This is a genomic window from Acinetobacter sp. YH12137, from assembly GCF_013418535.1.
Taxonomy (GTDB): domain Bacteria; phylum Pseudomonadota; class Gammaproteobacteria; order Pseudomonadales; family Moraxellaceae; genus Acinetobacter.
Window position 1 is genome coordinate 40,024 of record NZ_VPBW01000012.1, and the last position, 21,449, is coordinate 61,472.

The 21,449-nt window shown below is 40.0% G+C and carries 16 protein-coding genes; 5 read left to right on the forward strand and 11 right to left on the reverse strand.

Annotated elements, in window-relative coordinates:
- Window positions 1-99 precede the first annotated feature (99 nt).
- The 4 genes from FTU72_RS08330 to sbmA all read right to left on the reverse strand — a co-directional run bounded on the left by FTU72_RS08330 (window position 100) and on the right by sbmA (window position 7,590).
- Window positions 100-2,148: a M13 family metallopeptidase gene (locus FTU72_RS08330; protein ID WP_179993174.1), complete on the reverse strand. Its 2,049-nt coding sequence runs from the start codon at window positions 2,146-2,148 to the stop codon at window positions 100-102.
- Between the two features lie 194 nt (window positions 2,149-2,342).
- Window positions 2,343-4,382, reverse strand: a complete 2,040-nt coding sequence (locus FTU72_RS08335) for a M13 family metallopeptidase (RefSeq protein ID WP_179993173.1) — start codon at window positions 4,380-4,382, stop codon at window positions 2,343-2,345.
- A gap of 412 nt (window positions 4,383-4,794) precedes the next feature.
- A complete protein-coding gene (locus FTU72_RS08340; protein WP_179993172.1) occupies window positions 4,795-5,778 on the reverse strand; it encodes a hypothetical protein in 984 nt (327 codons plus the stop codon).
- A gap of 618 nt (window positions 5,779-6,396) precedes the next feature.
- Window positions 6,397-7,590 carry a peptide antibiotic transporter SbmA gene (gene sbmA / locus FTU72_RS08345; protein WP_179993171.1) on the reverse strand — a complete coding sequence of 398 codons (1,194 nt, stop codon included), beginning with the start codon at window positions 7,588-7,590 and terminating at the stop codon, window positions 6,397-6,399.
- A 513-nt stretch (window positions 7,591-8,103) separates the two neighbouring features.
- Between sbmA and FTU72_RS08350 the strand changes: the two genes are divergently transcribed.
- The 3 genes from FTU72_RS08350 to FTU72_RS08360 all read left to right on the forward strand — a co-directional run bounded on the left by FTU72_RS08350 (window position 8,104) and on the right by FTU72_RS08360 (window position 11,137).
- Entirely contained in the window at window positions 8,104-8,298 is a 195-nt protein-coding gene (locus FTU72_RS08350; RefSeq protein ID WP_125279298.1) for a hypothetical protein, read from the forward strand.
- Between the two features lie 567 nt (window positions 8,299-8,865).
- Window positions 8,866-9,711 carry a trehalose-phosphatase gene (gene otsB, locus FTU72_RS08355; protein WP_179993170.1) on the forward strand — a complete coding sequence of 282 codons (846 nt, stop codon included), beginning with the start codon at window positions 8,866-8,868 and terminating at the stop codon, window positions 9,709-9,711.
- The gene (locus tag FTU72_RS08360; protein WP_179993169.1) at window positions 9,704-11,137 is read left to right on the forward strand and encodes a trehalose-6-phosphate synthase; all 1,434 of its coding nucleotides are present in this window, start codon (window positions 9,704-9,706) and stop codon (window positions 11,135-11,137) included. Before otsB ends, FTU72_RS08360 begins: the two co-directional genes overlap by 8 nt.
- Window positions 11,138-11,166: 29 nt before the next feature.
- Here FTU72_RS08360 and FTU72_RS08365 read toward each other — a convergent pair whose 3' ends face one another.
- From FTU72_RS08365 to katE, 7 genes are all read right to left on the reverse strand, one after another.
- Complete coding sequence (locus tag FTU72_RS08365; protein ID WP_179993168.1) at window positions 11,167-12,414, reverse strand: MFS transporter; 1,248 nt, start codon at window positions 12,412-12,414, stop codon at window positions 11,167-11,169.
- A gap of 204 nt (window positions 12,415-12,618) precedes the next feature.
- Window positions 12,619-13,332: a glycosyltransferase family 2 protein gene (locus tag FTU72_RS08370; protein ID WP_179993167.1), complete on the reverse strand. Its 714-nt coding sequence runs from the start codon at window positions 13,330-13,332 to the stop codon at window positions 12,619-12,621.
- Window positions 13,329-13,943: a class I SAM-dependent methyltransferase gene (locus FTU72_RS08375; protein ID WP_180052674.1), complete on the reverse strand. Its 615-nt coding sequence runs from the start codon at window positions 13,941-13,943 to the stop codon at window positions 13,329-13,331. The genes FTU72_RS08370 and FTU72_RS08375 overlap by 4 nt, the downstream gene beginning before the upstream one ends.
- Complete coding sequence (locus tag FTU72_RS08380) at window positions 13,933-14,718, reverse strand: PIG-L deacetylase family protein (protein WP_179993165.1); 786 nt, start codon at window positions 14,716-14,718, stop codon at window positions 13,933-13,935. The genes FTU72_RS08375 and FTU72_RS08380 overlap by 11 nt, the downstream gene beginning before the upstream one ends.
- The gene (locus FTU72_RS08385; protein ID WP_179993164.1) at window positions 14,706-15,689 is read right to left on the reverse strand and encodes an acyl-CoA dehydrogenase; all 984 of its coding nucleotides are present in this window, start codon (window positions 15,687-15,689) and stop codon (window positions 14,706-14,708) included. Before FTU72_RS08385 ends, FTU72_RS08380 begins: the two co-directional genes overlap by 13 nt.
- A gap of 51 nt (window positions 15,690-15,740) precedes the next feature.
- Window positions 15,741-15,950 (reverse strand): hypothetical protein, encoded by a 210-nt coding sequence (locus FTU72_RS08390; RefSeq protein ID WP_166135421.1) that lies wholly within the window; start codon window positions 15,948-15,950, stop codon window positions 15,741-15,743.
- Between the two features lie 57 nt (window positions 15,951-16,007).
- Complete coding sequence (katE, locus tag FTU72_RS08395) at window positions 16,008-18,131, reverse strand: catalase HPII (RefSeq protein ID WP_179993163.1); 2,124 nt, start codon at window positions 18,129-18,131, stop codon at window positions 16,008-16,010.
- 664 nt (window positions 18,132-18,795) lie between these two features.
- On the opposite strand from katE, the gene FTU72_RS08400 reads away from it, so the two are divergent.
- The gene (locus FTU72_RS08400) at window positions 18,796-19,293 is read left to right on the forward strand and encodes a Dps family protein (RefSeq protein ID WP_004783133.1); all 498 of its coding nucleotides are present in this window, start codon (window positions 18,796-18,798) and stop codon (window positions 19,291-19,293) included.
- A 506-nt stretch (window positions 19,294-19,799) separates the two neighbouring features.
- Window positions 19,800-21,386 (forward strand): sensor domain-containing diguanylate cyclase, encoded by a 1,587-nt coding sequence (locus FTU72_RS08405; RefSeq protein ID WP_180052675.1) that lies wholly within the window; start codon window positions 19,800-19,802, stop codon window positions 21,384-21,386.
- The last annotated feature ends 63 nt before the right edge of the window (window positions 21,387-21,449 follow it).

The following is a 21,449-nucleotide window of genomic DNA, read 5'->3' on the forward strand; positions in this document are numbered from 1 at the left end:
TGTAAAAGATTAGAAAACCTGTAGAACTCTGTAACCTGAGAGATAAAAAAAAGTCCCGACATCAGTCAGGACTTTTGGAATCGAATGAGGAAATCAGACTTACCAGATTTTTACCCGTTTATCTTCTTCCAGATACATTGGATCTTCTTGCTTGACGCTAAAGGCTTCATAGAAAGGTTTCTGGTTAAGTAAGGTCGCACGACCACGAATGGCTGCTGGTGAATGCGGATCTGTTTTTAACAGCTGTAATGCCAGTTCTGGACGAACTTTGGCACGCCATGCCTGCGTCCAGCCAATATAGAAACGCTGATCTCCGGTATATCCATCAATCACCGGAGCAGGCTTGCCATTTAGTGACAATTTATAAGCTTCATAGGCAATCGCCAGACCTGAGTTATCGGCAATATTTTCACCTAAGGTCAGCTCACCGTTGACGTGATAGCCCGGTATCGCTTCATAAGCATTATATTGCTCGACCAGAGCTTTGGTTTTTTCCTTGAACTTTTTATCGTCTTCTTCGGTCCACCAGTTTTTCATGTTGCCATCTGCATCAAAGCGGCTACCCTGATCATCAAAACCATGACTGATTTCATGCCCGATCACTGCCCCGATTGCGCCATAGTTCACGGCATCATCAGCATTCATATCGAAGAATGGCGGCTGTAAAATAGCAGCAGGGAAAACAATTTCATTGCCCATTGGGTTGTAGTAAGCATTTACCGTTTGCGGCAGCATATGCCATTCTTCACGATCAACCGGTTTCCCCAACTTATCCAGCGCAATGTCATAATTGAAACTGTTGGTACGACGCAGATTACCAATCAGGTCGCCATCTTTAATTTCCAGCTTGCTATAGTCACGCCATTTATTTGGATAGCCAATTTTTACTCTAAAGCTTTTCAGCTTACGGTGTGCCTGTGCTTTGGTTTCTGCACCCATCCAGTCCAGTTTTTCTAGATTCTGTTCAAATGCCAGCAACAGGTTTTCTACCAGTTTTTCCATACGCTGTTTCTGTTCAGGCTGGAAATGTTTTGCGACATAGACTTGTGCCAGACTTTCACCGAGTACGGCATTAGTCATATCAACCCCACGTTTCCAGCGTGCCCGTTGCTCGGTCACACCGCGTAAGGTTTTGCTGTACATTTCAAAGTTTGCATCAGCAAATTCCTGGCTTAAGTAAGGTGCAGCGCCATCAATCAGATGGAATTTGAAATAGGTTTGCCATACATCGAGGGGTGTGCTGCTTAAAATCTTGTTTAAATCTTCAAAATAACTTTTTTGCGCCACAATCACGGTTTTGGTTTTTTTATCTAAACCCGTCGCTTTAAAATAGGTTTTCCAGTCAAATTCTGGCACCAGGCTTTTGACGTCTTTTAATGTATAGACGTTATACATTTTTTCGAGATTACGGTTCTGCACATTATCCCACTGAATTTTGGCAATTTCAGTTTCTAAGTTCAGGATAGATTGTGCATGTGCAGCCGCATCTGCTTCTGTTTCACCCGATAGCGTCAACAGCTTAGCAATATGTTTAACATAAGTTTCACGGGCACTTTTCAGTTTTTCATCGTCTTTTAAATAGTAGTCACGATCCGGTAAACCTAAACCACTTTGACCCAAAAACACCGCCATTTGATCAGACTTTTTCAAGTCAGGAATCACGCCAAATTCAAAAGGTGTACTGACACGGTTTTTTGCATAGTCTGCAAGCAACAAAGTGAAATCTTTTTTGCTTTTCATGGCATCAATTTTGGCGATATCTGCTTTTAGCGGCTGGATACCTTTTGCATTTAAAGTTTCCGTGTCCATAAAGCTGGCATATAAGCTCCCCACTTTCTGCTCATTGCTGCCATAATCCGATTTGGTTTTCGCCAGCTCTTCTACAATGTCATGTAATTGCTGGGTCGAGTTTTCACGCAAAATCGTGAATGCGCCCCAGTTTGGCATATCAGCCGGGATTTCCTCATGCTCTAACCAGTGCCCATTTACATGCTGATAGAAGTCCTGTTGTGGTGCGATTTTTTTATCAAAATGTTGAAGATGAATCCCCGAGCCAAGTGCTGCAATAGCGGTTTGATCTGAAGCATAATTTGCAGAGGAAACGGCTAATAAAGCACTTACCAATGCGGTTTTTAGAAAAATTTTCAAAGCTTGCTATCCTCGCGCTTCATTGCGCAGTTGAATTTATCAATGCGTGTTGACCTGATAATCAAACACTTAAATCTTTATAAGCAGCATATATGCCAATTTTTAAACTGTTCTTGACTCTGCATGCTGGTCATTTAGATAAAAAAATAGGCCAGTTTCTTTTCAGATGAACAGACCTGTTTTTTTAAATCCTGTTACCAGATGGAGATTCGTTTTTCAGGTGATAAATACATCTTGTCCCCTTCTTTAATCCCAAAAGCTTCATAGAAACTTTGCTGATTGCGGACGGCGCCATTGCCACGTACATGACCTGGCGCGTGGCTGGCAATATTTAGGCTATTTAACAAATATTCAGGATTACTTTTGCTACGCCAGACTTGTGCCCAGCCTATATAAAAACGCTGATCTCCACTAAAGCCATCAATGACAGGTGCTGGCTGACCCTTGAGCGATAACTTGTAAGCCATATGAGCGATCCCTAAGCCCAGGTTGTCAGAGATATTTTCACTTTTATTTAATTCCGCATTCACCTTATGCCCTGGCAGAGCTTCGTATTGTTTATATTGCTCGACTAAAGCTTTGGTGCGTTCGTTGAACTTCTTACGGTCGCGCTCGTTCCAGGTTTCTTCACCCTTGCCTTTGGCATCAAAGCGGCTTCCTCTATCGTCAAAACCGTGGCTAATTTCATGTGCGATAACAGCCCCTATGGCACCATAATTCACTGCAGGATCATGACTATCATCATAATAAAATGGTGCCTGCCAGATGGCCGCAGGTAATACGATTTCATTCAGCTTGACATTATAGTAAGCATTGGCTGTTTGTGGCGACATGTGCCAGGCTTCTGGATCGATCGGTTCTCCCACCTTGTCCAGTTCACGCTGGTAATTGAATAGCCGGGTCCGCTGGATATTCCCAATCAGATCATCCTTACGAATCTCTAGGGCTGAATAATCCCGCCATGCTTTCGGATAGCCGATTTTGATATTGATGCTATCTAGCTTATGCCGTACTTGTTTTTTAGTGTCCGAACCCATCCAGTCAGCTTGGTCCAGTTTCAGATGAAAGGCTTTACGGACGTTTTCCACCATTTCCAGTATCGCTGGGCGCTGGCTTTCATTAAAGTGCTTTTCTACATAGAGCTTGCCAAGCACATTGCCTAAAATACCGTTAGTTAGCTTCAAGGCAGACTCATTCCGTGGAGAACGTGCTTGTACACCCTCTAGTGTTTTGTCATAAAATTCAAAATGATGATTTTGAAAAACTTCTGTTAAAAATGGCGAATAACTATTGATCAGATTGAATTTCAAATAGGTTTGCCAGGTTTCAATTGGAACAACCTTCCATAACTGATCCAGCTGACGCAAATAATTAATCTGCGAGATCGCAACCTCTTTTCTTGCTCCTTTTAAGCCCAGTTCTGAGAAATAATTCATCCAGTCAAAAGAAGGCATATAGTTAATAATATTTTTAGTTTCAACGAGATAGGTTCTCACCTCATCATTGCGCAGCTCCACAGCGGACCAGCTAATTTTTGCCAGTGCCTTTTCCAAAGCCAGGATAGTGCGAGCATCTTCAATCGGCTTAGGCTGACCGGCAAAATTCAGGGTATTGGCGATATAAAGCATATAAGTATTGCGAATTTCCTGTTGTCGAGGCTGCTCACTCAGGTAAAAATCACGATCAGGCATTCCCAAACCACCTTGCCCTACATACATCATCGCCTTGGAAGAAGCTTTACGGTCCTGATAAAAACGGGTAGAGAATGGCAAATTCAGATTGATTTTTTCCGCATAGGCAAAAAATTCTGCCAGATCTTTTTTGGTCTTGATACTTTCAATCCGCTGCAGGTCTTGTTGCAATGCCTCAAGTCCGAGCTGTTCTAGCCGATCGGTATCCATATAACTGGCATAAAGATCCGCGACCTTTTGTTCATTGCTACCTTGCGGATGCTGTTTTTTGGCCAGCTCATTAAAAATGCCAAATAACTGCTGGGTTGATCTCATACTCACTTCAGCAAATGCACCCGACAATGCCTGATCTTCTGGAATCTTTGCGGTTTTCAGCCAGTTTCCATTCACGAATTGATAAAAATCCTGCTTTGGATCAACCGTCCGATCAATCGCATTCAGATCAATTGCCGATTTTAATAAAGTTGTACTCACTGCATAACTCACAGGTGAATGTAGAAATGCACCCACAAGAATCAAATGACTTAAAATATGTTTTCTCAAGCGATAAATCTCATTATTGTGTATGTTAAAAATCAATTAGTTTTTCTTGCTCTGTCCATAAGCACAAAACTGATAATTTTTAAGCAAGAGATATACCAATAATTTTTAGAATATGCCGTTGAATGGGCTTGTATTTAACAAGAGAGATAGAGGAGAAAATCTGAGATGGCGGCGGGAAATTTACTCTGAAATGAGGTTCGATTTGCGACCCAATAATAATTAATTTTTATTCCTATCAACAGAATAACTATTTATCTTTTATCATTGATCTTCAAAAGAAAAATATTGTTTTTAAGTTCTGCTATGCTTAAGAAATACTTTTTTAAATATCACCAATATTTAAAGTAGATGACTTTTCATGTGCATCTACTTTGCCAAATAAATGATCAAACTGAATGTGAAAATAATAGACTTATTTTAACTGTCTCAACTGATTCTTTGCCCCAGTATGGTTATAGTTGGTGGCCAGATTCTGCAGTACTCGTTTGGCTTGAACCTTGGAATTTGGAATACGGTTGGCATAGGCTGGAATACTGCTTAAACAGCGTGCCACTAGCATGCCGGATTCGGTATAGACACGTGTTCCTTCTGTACCCTGTAATTTGCCATAGTTATAGGCACGCTGGGCATTATTGCAGGCATTGTTCAGGTTCTTGCCGCTATTGATATCACGACGTGCAGCTACATACAATTTCATCTGTTGCTGTTGTGGCGTTTCGATACTAGTTGTACGAGCAGCAGGGACAGCAACCTCTGTCGGTTCAATAGCAGGTATTTTTATTTCTTTCTTATCAGCTTCTTTTTTATCTAATTCCTTTTTCTCATCTTTGACTGAGGTTTTGGCTGCATTCTTCTCGGCAATTTTATTAGACTTAGTCGTAGTCTTATGGCCCTGATAGAAATGACGTGCTTCAGCTGGGCTTTGAAGTTTGCTCAAGATCCGGACTACACGCGTAGTATTATTCTTATCTGGCTGATGTTCAGAAATCGGCTCAATAGAAACAATCCAGTTTTGTCCTTGAGGCATCGTACATTGATAGGCACCAATACCCTGAGTGACATAACGGTTTTTGCTTAAACGGTTCTTCTGGGCAGAATCTTTTACTGAAGCCAATTGGCTCTTATACAGTAGAGAAAACTTGCCGCCCCGTTCATGACAATACTGGCTTAAGGTGGTTCGTGGATAGAGGGATTGTGGCTCCAGATGCTGCTTGGATTTTTCCCATGAATAAACATATTCTTTTGCCGAACCGTCAGCCTGATTCAAGTTTCTTTTAACAATCAGTTCTTGAGGACTTACATAAGGATGCTGCATATCTGATTTCATTTGCTGAATACTGTTACATCCAGCCAGGCTTGCTACACATATTGTTGGAATTATTAATTTTAGCTTCACTGCTTATCTCCCCCAGGCCTCTATAACATATAGCAAATGTGCCAAAACAACAATCTCAACAGATTGATAAATATAAAAATATAGCGAGACCTATCACTAAAAATGAGGAATAAAATGCCTAATTCATCCGGCTTTAATCCAGATAAATTGATCAAATTAACATTCTTCAAGTCAACAAATACGCTGGATTACTCATCAATTGAAAGATGAAGCAGTAGAAAAAAGATATAAAAAAACAGAAGAAACAGATCAGTTCTCCGGTTACTCATTCAACAAAAATTAGAGATATTATTATCATGGACAATAACGGCAATTATGCTCTCTATCGCTGTCTGAATGAGATTATAATTTGAATAATTTCCTTTACGTACACTAATTGTTTTTATACGCCATATTATTGGAAATTAAACAGCACCCTGGCTGGCCCTTAAAATTCTAGCCAAGAAAAAATAGCTTGAATACCCTAATATTGGGATGTTTGGGTACCATTCATCCTAATTTTTTAGCACCTCTCCAGATCGTAATTTTCAATTGGATTTTGAATAAAAATTAATCAATAAAAAAGCCAGACCTATAATGATCTGGCTTTTAAAATTGTCTAGGAATAGAAGAAAAAAATTAATCGAGATGGGATTCAAATGCTTTCAAACGTTTATAGATGGAGAGCAATTCAATAATCGTAGGCCAAGATAGAATAAGATACTGGAAAGATTCACGAACCTTACCGAAAACATTCAGGATCTGCATCATCAAACCGAGTGTAATCGCACCCGCGGCAATACTTGGAAACAAAATAAATAATCCGTAAATATTGTCCAATTGCAGATACCAGATGCGCACCATATTGAAATAGGCATAGTGGAAATACAAACGGAAATAATTCGTACGTACCCGACTAAACAGTTCTTGCAAGGTAAGCGGGTGAGCACGATCAGCATAATCTTCACCATAAACCAGCTCTTTACGATAAGCCGCTTCAACTTTCTGATTATTGAATTCCAGTCCAGGGAGTTTCATTCCGACAATCATTAAAATCACAGTTCCCAGAACTGCCCATCCGATCGACGCCCACATTAATGCATGCGGTATTTCACCGACAATGGGCAGTACTTTTACATGACTCGATAACTCATACAGGATTGGTAGGAAAGCCATTAATAGCATCAGAGATTCAATGAGTGAGACACTCAGCTGTTCCGTAGTTTTGGCAAAACGCATGGTATCTTCCTGAATACGCTGTGACGCCCCTTCAATATGACGTAACTTTTCCCAATGTGCCGTATAATAGTCATTCATTGCCGTCCGCCAGCGGAATACATAATGACTGACAAAGAACAGGTTAAACACTGCCAGCGTGACATAGACCATGGCAATATAAATAAAGGTCAATGCACCTTGATATAGTAGGCTGACATCTCCGCCCCCTTGGGTGAGCATATTCTGGATCTGGTCATAGAACGGACTATACCATTCATTTAAGACCACATTAACCTGCACCCCAAACCAGATATTGAACAGGATAAAGGCCGAGCCCCACACGGACCAGCGCTGCCAGGGATGTTTCGCTTTAAAATACCAGAAGGTAGCAAATATCGCGGTACTCACAAAAAACCAGAGATAGAACCAGAGAAATTTTGGCGCCCAGAAACGGCTGATTCCTATCGGCATTTTAAGATCATGATAACCTTCAGTCATACCTAAATAGACACCCCAGCCTGATCCACCACTATGCCAAAGGCCAAGATTGATCAGAAACCACAGTACCAGACTACTAAAAAACCACACTGGTTGTGGAAAAAATGACTTAAACATTGGGGCTTAATTCTCCTTATAGATGTAGGGGTCATCCAAATGACGCACAGTTTATTCTTATTTTCAGACTTTCAACGAACTGCAGCATAAATTTGCAATTCAATGTAAAAAATTACATACAAACACAAAATCGCTAAAGCCAAATTAATATCAGATTATATGATTCTTGCTTTAATACTAGCGCATAACATACGCAATATAATGGAGGAGATCATGACTGGCCTGTCAAAAAGTGACAAGCAGATTTTGCGCTAGATTGACTATTTGGTACCGTTTGTCTTTTTCTCTTCTTTTCGTCGGTAAATAAACTGAAAATATTCGAGTTTAAGAAACACAAATCGTTTGAAAATTAAATCTTAATCTCTATCCCTTTAATTTACTGACTTAAGCGCTTTTTAAGAAAAATTGACCGACTTGTTGACTTATGTCTCGGTTTTTCAAAAATTAGTTAAATGTGCAAAAATCATGTTAAGATTAAAAAACAGCGAAGTATCAATATTTGGGAATAAAAATATGGAAAGTTCTGTGATTGAATTACTTAAGCCAGTGACCTTGGAAAAGGAAAACTGTCACCCGATTATTTTTGAAGCTGGTACTGTTTTAAAAGTTTTGATGCAAACCCCTACCAGTCTTTTAGTCAGTAATGATGATGACTTTAACTTTACTATTCCATTGAAAGATGAGAACGATGTCTGGAGAGAGCTATAAGCACTCTGCTCTCCTCTTTATGGGGTTATGTCTACCTAGTCTCTTCAATGATATAACCCTAACTCTTCTTTGTAGCACCAAGATTTTATAATTTATCCTTCCTTTCAAAACTGGCTTTAATAAAAAATTAATAGGCTGCACTATATTCTTATTTTATATTAAATGTGTTTTTTAATATTTCCAATTTAATACCTATTATTTAATAGAAAGCCAATGAATTAATTTTTAGAAATATAAATCAAAACCATTTTTTACATTAAATAATCAAAAGAATCTTATTTATAGCACTCAAACTTACTCAATCACTTAATATGCAATACCTTAAATATCATTATTAATATATTAAAAATCACTGAAAAATTATTTTACAAATATACAAAGAATATCAACTTTTTCTGCTGAATATTTCCAAATTTTACAAAGTAACTTTACATGTCAAAAGTGTTTCTTTTCTGCGCCTAAAGCCATTTTGAAAAATAGAATATGTTATAAAACTAATTAGATTAAAAATCACACAGTTTAACTCTAAATTTTAATCTATTTTATATCAAGTACTTAGGTGGATTTATGTCAGGCATATATAGGGAACAAGATTTAGAAGATTCATCTAGCTCATCTTTTTATATATCGCCAAAGATGATTTTAAATGATTGCAACCTGAATATGGACTCAGACCAGGTTGTTTTATTTCTTGATATTGACGGAACAATCTCTGAATTTCACCCAGATCCAGATAAAAGTATAATTCAACCTGAAATTATAAATATATTGGAAAATTTACAACAATATATTCAGCTGATATTAGTTACTGGTCGTTCTATTTTACAAGCACAAAAACTTATTCACCCTCTGCAATGGAATATCGCTGGATCACATGGTCTGGAATTAATCTATCAAGCTAATTTAAAGACATTAATCTCTTTAAATAAGTCGCAGCTACAAGCCCTAAAACAATATATTCAGGAACAGGCAGTTCAAATCCCTGATTTGCGGATCGAGGTTAAAGATTATTCTGTTGCACTACATTTTCGTGAACATCCTCAACTAGAAGATCGCGTACATGCTTTTGCGCTGGAATGTCTCAACCAGTTTTCCGACTTTGAGTTAAAAGCTGGCAAGTATGTTTTTGAACTGGTGCCCAAAGGCGCCAATAAAGGTTCAGCGATTCAACAGATTATTCAGCAATACCATCTCAATGATCATTATCCCATGTTTATTGGTGATGACCTGACCGATGAAGCCGGATTCAAAGTCATCAATGCCCTTCACGGCTGCTCAATCAAAGTAGGCCCTGGCCAGACCCTAGCACGGTACAGACTGGAAAACGTCTCTCAAGTTCAGGCCTTCCTGAAAGAATTTTTAAAGGTAATTGAAGTACAAGAACAACAACGATTGGAGAAATCACATGTCTAAACTCATTGTGTTATCAAACCGTGTGAATCTACCTAACCCAGAAAGTATGAAGGCTGGTGGATTGGCTGTTGCATTGCAGGATGCATTGCTAGATATAGGCGGTATCTGGGTTGGATGGAATGGCTCCAGAGTTGACCAGAACAAGGAACAGAAATTTCAGATTCTGAAACATCAGAATGTGGAATATCATACCAGTGCACTGAGCGAAGCCCAGTACCAGGGTTATTATTGTGGTTTTTCTAATAATGCCTTATGGCCGTTAATGCATGACCAGCATCAACGTGTTGAATATCAGCCGCAGGATTTTAAAACCTATAAAGATGTCAATTTGCGTTTTGCCAAACACCTGAAACAGGTGGCTTCACCACATGACATCATCTGGATTCATGATTATCATTTTCTGAGTGTTGCGCATTACTGTCGTAAATTAGGTATGCGCAACCGGATTGGGTTCTTCCTGCATATTCCTTTCCCCGAACTAAAACTTTGGCAAACGCTGCCTCCTTATCAGGAACTGGCCCGACATCTGGGAGATTTTGATGTCATCGGTCTGCAAACTCCACGCGATCAGGCCAACTGTATTGATTTCCTGGAACAGGTATTAAATATCCAGCATTGCAATGATGAAATCCTGAGTTATCAGTCTAAACGGATTTATGTGAAAGCTTATCCAATCGGTGTACACCCGGCGCAGATTCAGAAGCAGGCTGCTGAAAGCCAAGTCACTGACCTGCCCTTTGATCTGGATAAAGCACATGCCCATAAGACCATTATTTCGGTTGACCGGATTGATTACAGTAAAGGGCTGCTGGAGAAAATTCATGCATTCCAGGAGTTGCTGGATGAACAGCCTGAATTTAAAAATCAGTTCCAGCAATTACAGATTGCCTGCCCATGTCGACTAGATGTGAACAGCTATAAAAAACTTTATGAACAGTTCCAGGCTGCGGTGCAGAATTTAAACCATCAGCATGGCAATGCAGACTGGCTGCCTTTTGACTGTAGCTATGACACTTTGGGTCATGAAGCCCTGATGCAGCTCTATCGTAAGGCGGATATTTGCTGGGTGAATTCAATCCGTGACGGGATGAATCTGGTCGCCAAAGAATATATTGCTGCGCAAGATCCATTAGATCCAGGCGTATTGATTCTGTCTAAATATGCCGGGGCTGCCGAGCAAATGAAGGAAGCCTTACTGGTCGATCCTTATGATCAGGACAGTATGGCCAAAGCCTTGAAAAGAGCCTTGCGTATGCCTAAGTCAGAACGTTTGGAACGTTACCGCTATTTACAGCAAGGCTTAAAGAATTTCGATATCATTCGCTGGCGTGATCAGTTCCTGTCGGACCTGAAAAAATCACAAAGCTTGCGAATTTATCGACCAGTGGCCAAAGGCATCTCGACCCAGTTCAATATGCATGCATAAGTCTGAAAAGCCCATAAAAAACAATAGCTTTATGCTGGTGTTTTATGGTCTAGGCCGGCAATAAGACCTTCTGCTTTTTCTGATTCTTTGTGACCGGCAGTCAGATGGTTCAGGATTACAATGCTCATTAAAGCAACTGCGATGACCGTAAATACTAAACGCAAGCCAATAATTTCACTACCGAAACCTACCAGCGCTGGTCCGATCAATGAACCGGTATAAGCAAATACCGATACATAAGATAATGCTACATGAGAAGCCATAGTTTTTTGACGGCCTGCACGAGAGAACATCAATGGAACAATGTTAGCACTACCTAGACCCAAGATCGCATAACCGGTTAAAACGACTTGCCATACTGGTGCAAAGATCACCATGAATAAGCCTGCTGCAGCCAGTAAAGCACTTAGTAAAATAGTGATTTTTTCACCCAAGCTTTGAATGATGAGATGACCGCTAAAACGTCCAAGAACCATTAAGCCAGCAAAGAAACTATAAGCCAAACCGGTATGCGCTGCAGGTACATTAAACTGGGTTGCCAGATAAATACCGCTCCAGTCCATTGCTGCACCTTCAGACAGGAAAGATACAAAACAGATCAGGCCAATACCTAAAATTGCGAATGTTGGTAGCGCTTTTTTCGCAGGTTTTGCTGTAGCTGTATTAGTTTCTTCTGTAGTTGATGACTGACCACCTAAGCAGAATGGAATTGCCAGCATCGCAATCGCAAGCAACATCACACTTACGACCAGTGTGCCAGTTAAAGGTGCCAGACCAAATCCCATTAACGTGGTCATGCCCAATACACCGACCAGACCACCCAAGCTACATACGCCATGGAAACCAGACATCAAGCTTTTATCCATGAGTTTTTCAATCTGGGCAGCCTGAATATTTACGGTTACCCCCAAGGCACCAGCACTGGCACCAAAGAAAAACAAGGTAATTGCCATCATCAAGCTGGTAGGACTAATCGCTAGCGCTGGCAAGATGAACAGAAATGCAGCCAGAATAACAGCCAGTACTGTACGGCAACCAAACTTACTTGCCATACGACCTGCCAATGGCATTGCCAGCATTGAGCCAACTCCGGCACATAGCAAAAGCAAACCAAAGTCAGCATGATTCAGTAATAAGCGCTGCTGCGCATAAGGAATTAATGGCGCCCAGGCAGCTGTACTAAAACCTAGACTAAAAAAACACAGTGCAGTGGCGATTTTCTGCCAGAGATACGGTGATGGAGACTGAAGACGAGAAATTAACTGTGAATTTAACATTGTCATTCCAAAAGAAAGAGCTCAGGCATCCATTACCGATCATCCATAGAAAAACCCCGCGGACTTATAGCTGAAAAATATAAGTAGCAGGGCTTAATTTGTGTGAATTATAAACAGAATTTTTCTAAATGAAATAGCTTTTAGAGATGAATTTTTAAATTTTTTACAAGTAATTGATTGTATAAAATTTATAATTTTATAGTTTTATTTGTATACGCTGATCGGTTTTTTCATTGCTTCCTGTAACTCAAGCTTTTGTAAAAAACAGGCGAAACCTTCAGCAACTTTTGACCGTAGACGGCTACTGGTTGTTACCCTTAATTGATTGGACCAGGTAATGTTGACTCCTGCCTGTTGTAAACGGCGAACAAAGTCGACATCTTCATGACAATCTAGCTGGCTAAATCCGTTAGAATTATTATATACACTTGTTTTAAAACATAAATTTGCACCATGAATATGCCGATGATCCATTTTGTCCTGATAGTGGCCTAAATATTTTAGTCGGGCTTCCAAGCTTAAATTTTTCCATTCGTCCACTTCAACGACCCCACAAATTGCGTCAGTGGGTTGGTGCTTCCACATGGCTTTGAACCAGTCTTCCTGTACACTTGAATCCGCATCAGTACAACAGATCCAGTCGCATCCTTGTTCAATTACTTTTTGAATTCCTAAATGACGGGTCTTACCCACCGAACGAAAATTACAACTAATGACTTCTATGCCCAGTTGCACCGCTTTGATCGCGGTTTGATCGGTACAACTGTCTAAGACAACTAAAATCTTAATCTCGGGAATATTTTCTGATGAACCAAGGTATTGATAAAATTCAAATTGTGCTTTTTTTAAGGCCAGCAGGCAGCGTTCTATATAGGCTTCTTCATTACAGGCAGGAATAACCACGCCAATTTTATTCATTTAAGGCCCTCTTGCTCTGCCACAGACTGTGGGCTATTCATCCAGACATCAATCAGAAAATCAGGTTCCTGTAGTTGTGAACACTTTCTATAAGGTAAGTGTGCATTTAGATGGTCATGAATATCATCACCAGTAAAGCTAAAACCTGAAATTGATGCCCGCCAGTGACAAGCCAGAATACAGCCTTCTGCATCAAGGGCGTGCTGCAGCCAGTGGGTCAATTTCTCTAAAGCGGCCTGATCCAGATAATATAAAACCTCACTCAGTACAATTAGCTGGAACTTACGCTCTGGCAAGTCTTCCGGAACAACGCCTTGGACAAAACTGACATGAGAATAATCTTGCAGACGTTGTTGCGCCAGCCGGATCGCTGTCGTATTGGCATCCAGACAGATGAGTTCTCCAGTATGAGGAGCCAGTTCCTGACTTAACATGCCATTACTACAACCGATTTCTATGGCAGATTCAAAATGCAGTTTGGGCAAGAGCGCTTTACAAATTTGACGTTTACGCTGTTCATACCAGCGCTGTTCATAATGCCATGGATCTCCATGGTTTAGGGCATACAGAGCATCAAAATAGGCATGATCATAGGTTGATTTACTGTTCATACAGATAAACCTCCCATGGCTGTAAAACACGCTCCAATGCATGTTCAGGAACAATCGGTGCCTGTTCTGTCGTCGGGTCATTCTCAATCTGACTTTTGAAACATCGTGCAGCTCGGGCTTTACATTTTAATTCTTCATCTGTCAGCCTGAGTTTGTGCGCAACAGTCCACGGAATTCTGGTATCTCCTGGTGTGGCCCAGTGCCACGCCCAGATTAGAACCTGAATATATGGTAACTGTAGCTCAGTCGCGAGTTGCTGGACGACCTGCCCGGTTATTTCATGATCTGGATGCCCATCATGAACAAAAGTCGTGACCAATACATCATTAGGCTGTAAATATGAATACAATTGCTGTTTGAGCAAGTCTCGCTGCTCAGCCACTTTTCCATCCTGAATATCCAAAGCAATCCGAAGAACTGGCTGTTCTAAGGACAATTCTTCGAGAGCCTGACGCGTTTCTGCTGGACGAATCTGGTTCAGTTCTTCTGGCGTATACAGACTCGAACCGGGATGGCTGGCCGTTCCATTAGTCACTGCAAACAGTACAATCTTATAGCCGAGTTTATCCAGACGTTGCATCAGTCCGCCACATCCCAGAATTTCATCATCCGGATGCGGTGCCACAATACAGACTCTGGCATCTGCAGGAATTACACTGGAAATATCAAATTCTGACATCTGTTGCAGTATTTCGCAGTTACGCCATTCTTCCACCCGTGTCCCCTCCCCATGGATCACACGATCTTCGACAACCTCATGTTTTAAAGTGCCCATAGTTCTTCCTCCTGTGCGCTTAGTTCTCCAATACGCTCAAGATCAAAAGCAGCATGGCTTTGACGGATAAATACCGGCAGATCTGCTGCGAGCTGGGCAAAATAAGAATTGGTACAATAAGGCGCTGCGCCAAGCGCTTTTCCAACCTGGTTGAGTACATTTAATGCAGTAGCTTCAACCTGCGCGCGCAAAGCCTGAATCTGAAGTTGATGAGGAAATTTAGGTTGCTGGTCTATCAATTCTGCAACCCGATAGAACAAAGCCTGGGTAGCTAAAAGATCACGGCTGATTTCACCCAGATACATAGCTTTATACATATGTGGTTTTCTTAACTGTTCTTGCTGCAGATATTCAGCAAGAGCTACTGTCGCACCATACCAGCAAGTGGCAACGCCTGCTGCTCCATGCCAGAATCCTACCCGATCCAGATAAGCATGTGGATCGGCAACTTTTTTGACAGGGACCTGATTAAATTCAAGCTGAGCCGTGGACGTATGCTGCATTCCCACAGCTTGCCAGACAGTATGGTCATGCTGAATACCGGGCTGCTGCATATCTACAATTAGCAATTGAGAGCGATTTTGTTCATCCCGATACGTCAGTAAACCTGACTCTACCCAGCCAGAAGCGGAACACCAGGTTTTGATGCCAGTCAGCTTGCCTTCATCTAGCTGCAATGGTTGAGGCCCTCCTTCTGCTGCCCAGACTGCCCAGAGCTGATGAGGATTTGCCGGAATATTTAATTCATGCAGAATTGCGAGTGCATCCAGATGCGACTCAAATATTTTTCCCAGGCTTAAATTGGTTGCCGAGATCTGGCTTAAAATTTGCCAGCGTTTTAAAGTTTCCCCTGATGCAGGAAAAGGAACCTGATCCGAAAGTTGCACCAGTTCCTTCAAAGTCGTTTGAATATTTTCTTTAGGTTCTAATGATGAATTTTTAAATCTTTCTAATATTGAACTGAGGTCCATAAAAGTGCTTCCTCAAAAATATCGATATTGTGGTCATTTGATGAAAGCCAGTTAAGGAAAAAGCCTTTTCATCTGTTTTAAACGGGTCATCAGTCCTAGTACCTTACGGCGTGCCATAATTTCTTCTTCACTAAAAGGCAACTCTTCTCTGAGTTGACTCATAGGTAGGTGGTTATGTTCGATCAGATAAATATCCTGCTCCCTGCTCCATTGCGCATTTTGCATCTGTGCCAGTAATTTTTTAGGATCTGGTCTCGCCATAAAAGTTTTATTCCTTGAAATAGAGAATAGAAGCCGAAGCTTCTATTCTCATGGTATTTATGCAGGAATAGTTTCTGAGATCAATTCACGCGCCCAAACACGGTGATTCATGATCAAGGTCTTGAAGCTATCTTGCACAGTATCGAATTGAGAATTTGCTAAAGTACCTTCATCACTAATCAGTTTTAGATCTTCAATCAGCTGACCTTTATCTCCCAAGAAGACAATCGGTTTCAGATGCTTATAAGCCTCAAGCAGATAGTGAGTCGCGATACCATCTTTCAGCACCATGTCATAGTTATCGCCATCGACAATAACCACAGCATCATAGGCAATTGACGGTTCAGCTTTCTGCATACCATCAGATGGGATCACTGTACCTTGCTGGCTCAGAACTGGTCCTGGACGAGGTGTTAACACATCAGCCACAGCACTCTCTGATTCAGCCCAAGCCTGTACAGCTTTAATACTGGCTTCATTGGCTTTGTCATGTGCCAGAATTGCGATTTTACGTGCCTTAATATCGGCAGGTTTAAACGCTTCAAAAGACAGGCGCTTAGAAATCAGAACATCAGGCAGTTTTGCGGCTTTTTTCTCAGCTGGGATTTCAATACCTAATTGATCCGCGACCTGTTGAGCCAGCGTCAAGTCAATATTGCACAGCACTTCGAGAACTTCACGTTCACGGATATTTTGGCGTTGCACTTTACTCAGTTCGAAGACATAGGCATCAATAATATGCTTCTGCTCATGCGGTGCCTGGCTTTGATAGAATAAACGAGCATGAGTGAAGTGATCGTTAAAGGACTCACTACGCTGGCGGATTTTATGACCGTCAATACGCTCCTGATAGCTTTCAAAACCACCTGCCTGAGTCGCACCTGGCGCTTCAGCTGGCCAGTTATCATCAATCGAGTTTGGTTCGTAGTTGGCCTGTCCGGTGTGAATAAGACGTTGATGCAGACCATCACGCTGATTGTTATGGAATGGGCACACCGGCTTATTAATTGGAATCTGATGGAAGTTTGGACCACCCAAGCGGCTCAGCTGAGTATCAGTATAAGAGAACAGTCGGGCCTGTAGTAGCGGGTCGTTGGTAAAGTCAATACCAGGAACCACGTGACCTGGACAGAAAGCAACCTGCTCAGTTTCACCGAAGAAATAATCAACATTACGGTTCAACACCATACGGCCAATTGGAGTCACTGGAACCAGTTCTTCCGGAATGATTTTGGTTGCATCCAGCAAGTCAAAATCAAATTTCATCTCATCTTCTTCAGGAACGATCTGTACGCCTAATTCCCATTCCGGGTAATTACCGGAAGCAATCGCTTCATACAGGTCACGACGATGGAAATCCGGATCCTTACCTGCCAGTTTTTGCGCTTCATCCCATACCAGCTGTGTCAAACCTTGTTTAGGCGTCCAGTGGAACTTCACAAAGACAGCTTTATTTTCGGCATTGATGAAACGGAAGGTATGCACCCCAAAACCTTGAATCGAGCGTAAATTACGTGGAATAGCACGATCCGACATTGCCCACATCACCGCATGTGCAGATTCAGGTACAAGAGAGACAAAGTCCCAGAAAGTATCATGTGCTGACGCACCTGATGGAATCTCGGTTTGTGGTTCAGGTTTCAGCGCATGGACAAAATCAGGGAACTTGATGCCATCCTGAATAAAGAATACTGGCGCATCGTTGGCCACCAGGTCAAAGTTACCTTCATCCGTATAAAACTTAGTCGCAAAACCACGAATATCACGTACCGTATCTGCTGAACCGCGAGGACCTTGTACTGTAGAGAATCGAACAAAGACTGGAGTCTGGGCACCGGTATTGGTTAGAAACCCGGCTTTAGTCCATTTTTCATTGCCTGGATAAGCTTCAAAAAAACCATGTGCCCCAACACCACGTGCATGCACAATTCGCTCTGGAATACGCTCATGATCAAAATGGGTAATCTTTTCACGGAGAATAAAATCCTCCATTAAAGTTGCCCCACGAACACCCGCTTTTAGACTGTTCTGGTTATCCGAAATTTTGACACCTTGGTTAGTAGTCAGTGTCTGTTCGGTGGAGTCACTACGATATGCATCAAGCTGCTCACTTTTTTTATTGGTATTCTGCTTATCTAAACCATTTTTACCTGCGGCTGGACTGTTCGCCTTAATTTTCATGACATTTTCCTTGCTGATCTTGAGTTTAGTGAAGTCTTTTTTTGCCTATCTCAAATTCGCTTGAGTTTTATTCAACATCTTGGCGTTTTTACAGAAAAATAAAGTTCCACTTTTATCTGCATGCGGTGAGCTGTTGCTGAGTATGAAAATCTTTTTATTGATTTCGTCTGTATCCCTAACATAACGAGATTTGACGAATACATTGCTGAGTCTTTGTAGTGGCTTGTTTAATAAAGGCACAGTTCTGTTATTTTTCTTAACCACACAGTTTTCTTGCCGAGTAACGATCACAAAGTTCGAAAAATTTAAAGCTGATAGTTTTTACTAAAAGATAAAATCATGAAATAAAGGCTTAATCATCTAAAAATGAAAACAAGTTTTTAAAAAACTGATCCAGACATTTGAGTTTTATAAGGCAAAATTAATTTCTTTATACAGTTACAATCCTGTCACCAGGCTATACAGAACGCCTATACTTATATCTTTGCCCGTCCTATAAACTATATAACTCAGAAGTACTTAAAATTATTTCCACATATAAATAGTGGCAAAAATCTATTTCATATAAAAGGTCATGCTGCCAAGATTTCCTATCTTTTCAGCCATGACTGGCAAACTTCTATTTTAAAAGATATCTCTCTACAAAATTGTTAAGGAGTAAAACATGGGCTCTTCAGAAAAAAATGCTAAAGCTATGAAAATTGATATTGGTATTTCTTACGAAGACCGTGCCAAAATCGTCGAAGGTCTATCTAAATTATTGGCAGACAGCTATACCCTCTATTTAATGACCCACAACTTTCACTGGAATGTCACCGGACCACAGTTCAATAGTCTGCACAGCATGTTTATGACCCAATATACCGAACAGTGGAATGCTCTTGATCTGATTGCAGAACGTATCCGGGCCTTAGGCTTTGCCGCACCCGGCACTTACCAGCAATTTGTTAAGCTGACTGCTATTAAAGAAGTAGAAGGTGTACCAGATGCCCAAGAAATGTTGCGTTTATTGGTAAATGCTCATGAAACGGTAGCTCGTACCGCACGCAATCTTTTTGAAGTTGTTGATGAAGTCAACGATCAACCGACTGCAGATTTAATCACGCAACGTCTTGATGTGCATGAAAAAACAGCCTGGATGTTAAGAAGTACTTTAGAGTAATTAACTTTTCTCATTGAGAAAATAACTGTAAAATCAGAAAATTAGCTTTTTCTAGAACAAATAAGTGCTCAAATTTAAGTCATATCCTTTTGAGCACTTATTTATCTCACCTTCCACCCTATAGTGAAGGCTTTGAAAAATAAATATTTACCTTTTAAGAAATTATTTTTTAATCAATAAATCTTTATTTATTATCTATTTAATTATATTAGCTTAGATAGGGAATTTGGCTTTTAAATAAAAATTTCTTATATTATAAAAATATAATTTTTACTAAATCAGCATTTAATCACTTTTTTTGATCTCAGTCTTTTTCCATATCTTTTAAATATATTGAACAAATGGACCAAACCATTTCTGCTTACAAAATAAGCAACAGATTAAGCTTCAAAAATGCTTACAAACTGAATATTATTCATCTAAAATAGAGAACCACATCACATAATATAATTATTGAAATATATTGTATACATTTTGTATTTCTGAAAGATTCAGGGGATTAAGTTATGAGTGTTCAAAAGCTGCTCATTTCACTCAAACTTAATTTACGTAAATTGATTTTAATCCTTTTACTTGTGAGTCTGGTGATTCTTTTTTCAATTACATTGATTGTGAGCAATGTAATTCACCGACAGCAACTGATTAATAATTCTCTTGCAACTAATTATGAGTATGCAGCTAAAGTTGCTTCTATTTCTGATTTATATTTTAAAAATATATTTAATGATTTAAGCCTCAGTGCCAATATTATTAAGAATGGCTTTCATAATGAGCAGTTATTAAAAACTGAATTAAACAGATTGATTCAACAATCTAATTCTTTTAGCAGTGTTTTGATCAGCGATGCAGATGGTCATGTCATCGAATATGCGCCTGAAATCTTGAAATTAGATAAAGTTGCGATTATCCGGTCTTTGGGCTTTAGCAAATCACTCGAATCAAAGAAGCCTTATATTTCCTCACCCTATTATTCATTAAAAGGTAATCTGGTCGTCCTGGTTAGTTTTCCCATCTTTGATCAGAATAATAAATACCAAGGCTTTATTGCAGGGTTTATCTATTTACATGAAGAATCCTTATTAAAGACACTTTTAAGCGAAAATTATGGTTATAAAAATAGCTACTTATATGTTTTTGATAAAGAACATAAAATTATTTATCATCCAGAAAGAGAGAGAATTGGAAAAACATTCCAACACAATACCGGTTTAGCTTATATGGAGTCTCATAGCTCAGGTAAAATAAAATTAAACAACGATATGGGAGTTAGCGAACTAGCAGGTTTTGCAAAAATTCCTACGACTAACTGGACCGTGGTGTTTCAGCAGCCTACAGAAGATTTATTCGCCCAAGCCCGTCTTCTCGCCTACAAAGTGATTGGCACAATTTTTGTTATCTATATTATTATCTTTTTAATCATCTGGCGTATTTCAAAATTTATTACCTCTCCATTAAATGATCTTGCCAAAATGGCAAGTCATTTGAATGATCCAGGTATCACTGAAAAGATTAATCATATTACGCCTTGGTATTTTGAAGTTTTTAAATTCAAGAGATCCCTATTATCTAGTGTAAACGTTTTTAATCAGGAGATTGAAGAACTTAAACAGGATACTTTAACCGATCCTTTAACCGGCTTTTATAATCGTCGTGGCTTTGAACTATTTTTAAATGATTTAATTAGCAATAAAACTTATTTTGCTGTGGTGGTTTTGGATATTGACTATTTCAAGAAAATTAATGATCGTCATGGGCATGATATGGGTGATGTGGTATTAACCAAAGTTGCCGGATTTATTCGGGCAAGTTTTCGCGAACAGGATATTTGCTGTCGCGTTGGTGGTGAAGAATTTATTATTCTTGCGCCAGTCAAAGAGATTTCACAAGCCTCTAAAATTGCTGAAAGATTAAGACATAAACTGGCATCGACTTATTTACTTGAAGTTGGTGTAGTGACTGCCTCACTCGGTATTGCACACTGGCCTTTAACTTCTTCCGATATTAAAGAAGTTTTAAAACAAGCAGATACGAATTTATATCAAGCCAAACATTTAGGGAGAAATCGTGTGGTGACAGGTGAAAAAAGTGCCTAGTAATAATATTTTTATACAGTTATTAAGTAGATAATTTAAATATATTATTTTGTTATTGTGTTA

Bases quoted from the DNA above. Each gene is read 5' to 3' on its own strand.
- sbmA (WP_179993171.1), bottom strand. From the start codon at position 7,590: ATGTTTAAGTCATTTTTTCCACAACCAGTGTGGTTTTTTAGTAGTCTG.
- FTU72_RS08350 (WP_125279298.1), top strand. From the start codon at position 8,104: ATGGAAAGTTCTGTGATTGAATTACTTAAGCCAGTGACCTTGGAAAAG.
- otsB (WP_179993170.1), top strand. From the start codon at position 8,866: ATGTCAGGCATATATAGGGAACAAGATTTAGAAGATTCATCTAGCTCA.
- FTU72_RS08360 (WP_179993169.1), top strand. From the start codon at position 9,704: ATGTCTAAACTCATTGTGTTATCAAACCGTGTGAATCTACCTAACCCA.
- FTU72_RS08365 (WP_179993168.1), bottom strand. From the start codon at position 12,414: ATGTTAAATTCACAGTTAATTTCTCGTCTTCAGTCTCCATCACCGTAT.
- FTU72_RS08370 (WP_179993167.1), bottom strand. From the start codon at position 13,332: ATGAATAAAATTGGCGTGGTTATTCCTGCCTGTAATGAAGAAGCCTAT.
- FTU72_RS08375 (WP_180052674.1), bottom strand. From the start codon at position 13,943: ATGAACAGTAAATCAACCTATGATCATGCCTATTTTGATGCTCTGTAT.
- FTU72_RS08380 (WP_179993165.1), bottom strand. From the start codon at position 14,718: ATGGGCACTTTAAAACATGAGGTTGTCGAAGATCGTGTGATCCATGGG.
- FTU72_RS08385 (WP_179993164.1), bottom strand. From the start codon at position 15,689: ATGGACCTCAGTTCAATATTAGAAAGATTTAAAAATTCATCATTAGAA.
- FTU72_RS08390 (WP_166135421.1), bottom strand. From the start codon at position 15,950: ATGGCGAGACCAGATCCTAAAAAATTACTGGCACAGATGCAAAATGCG.
- katE (WP_179993163.1), bottom strand. From the start codon at position 18,131: ATGAAAATTAAGGCGAACAGTCCAGCCGCAGGTAAAAATGGTTTAGAT.
- FTU72_RS08400 (WP_004783133.1), top strand. From the start codon at position 18,796: ATGGGCTCTTCAGAAAAAAATGCTAAAGCTATGAAAATTGATATTGGT.
- FTU72_RS08405 (WP_180052675.1), top strand. From the start codon at position 19,800: ATGAGTGTTCAAAAGCTGCTCATTTCACTCAAACTTAATTTACGTAAA.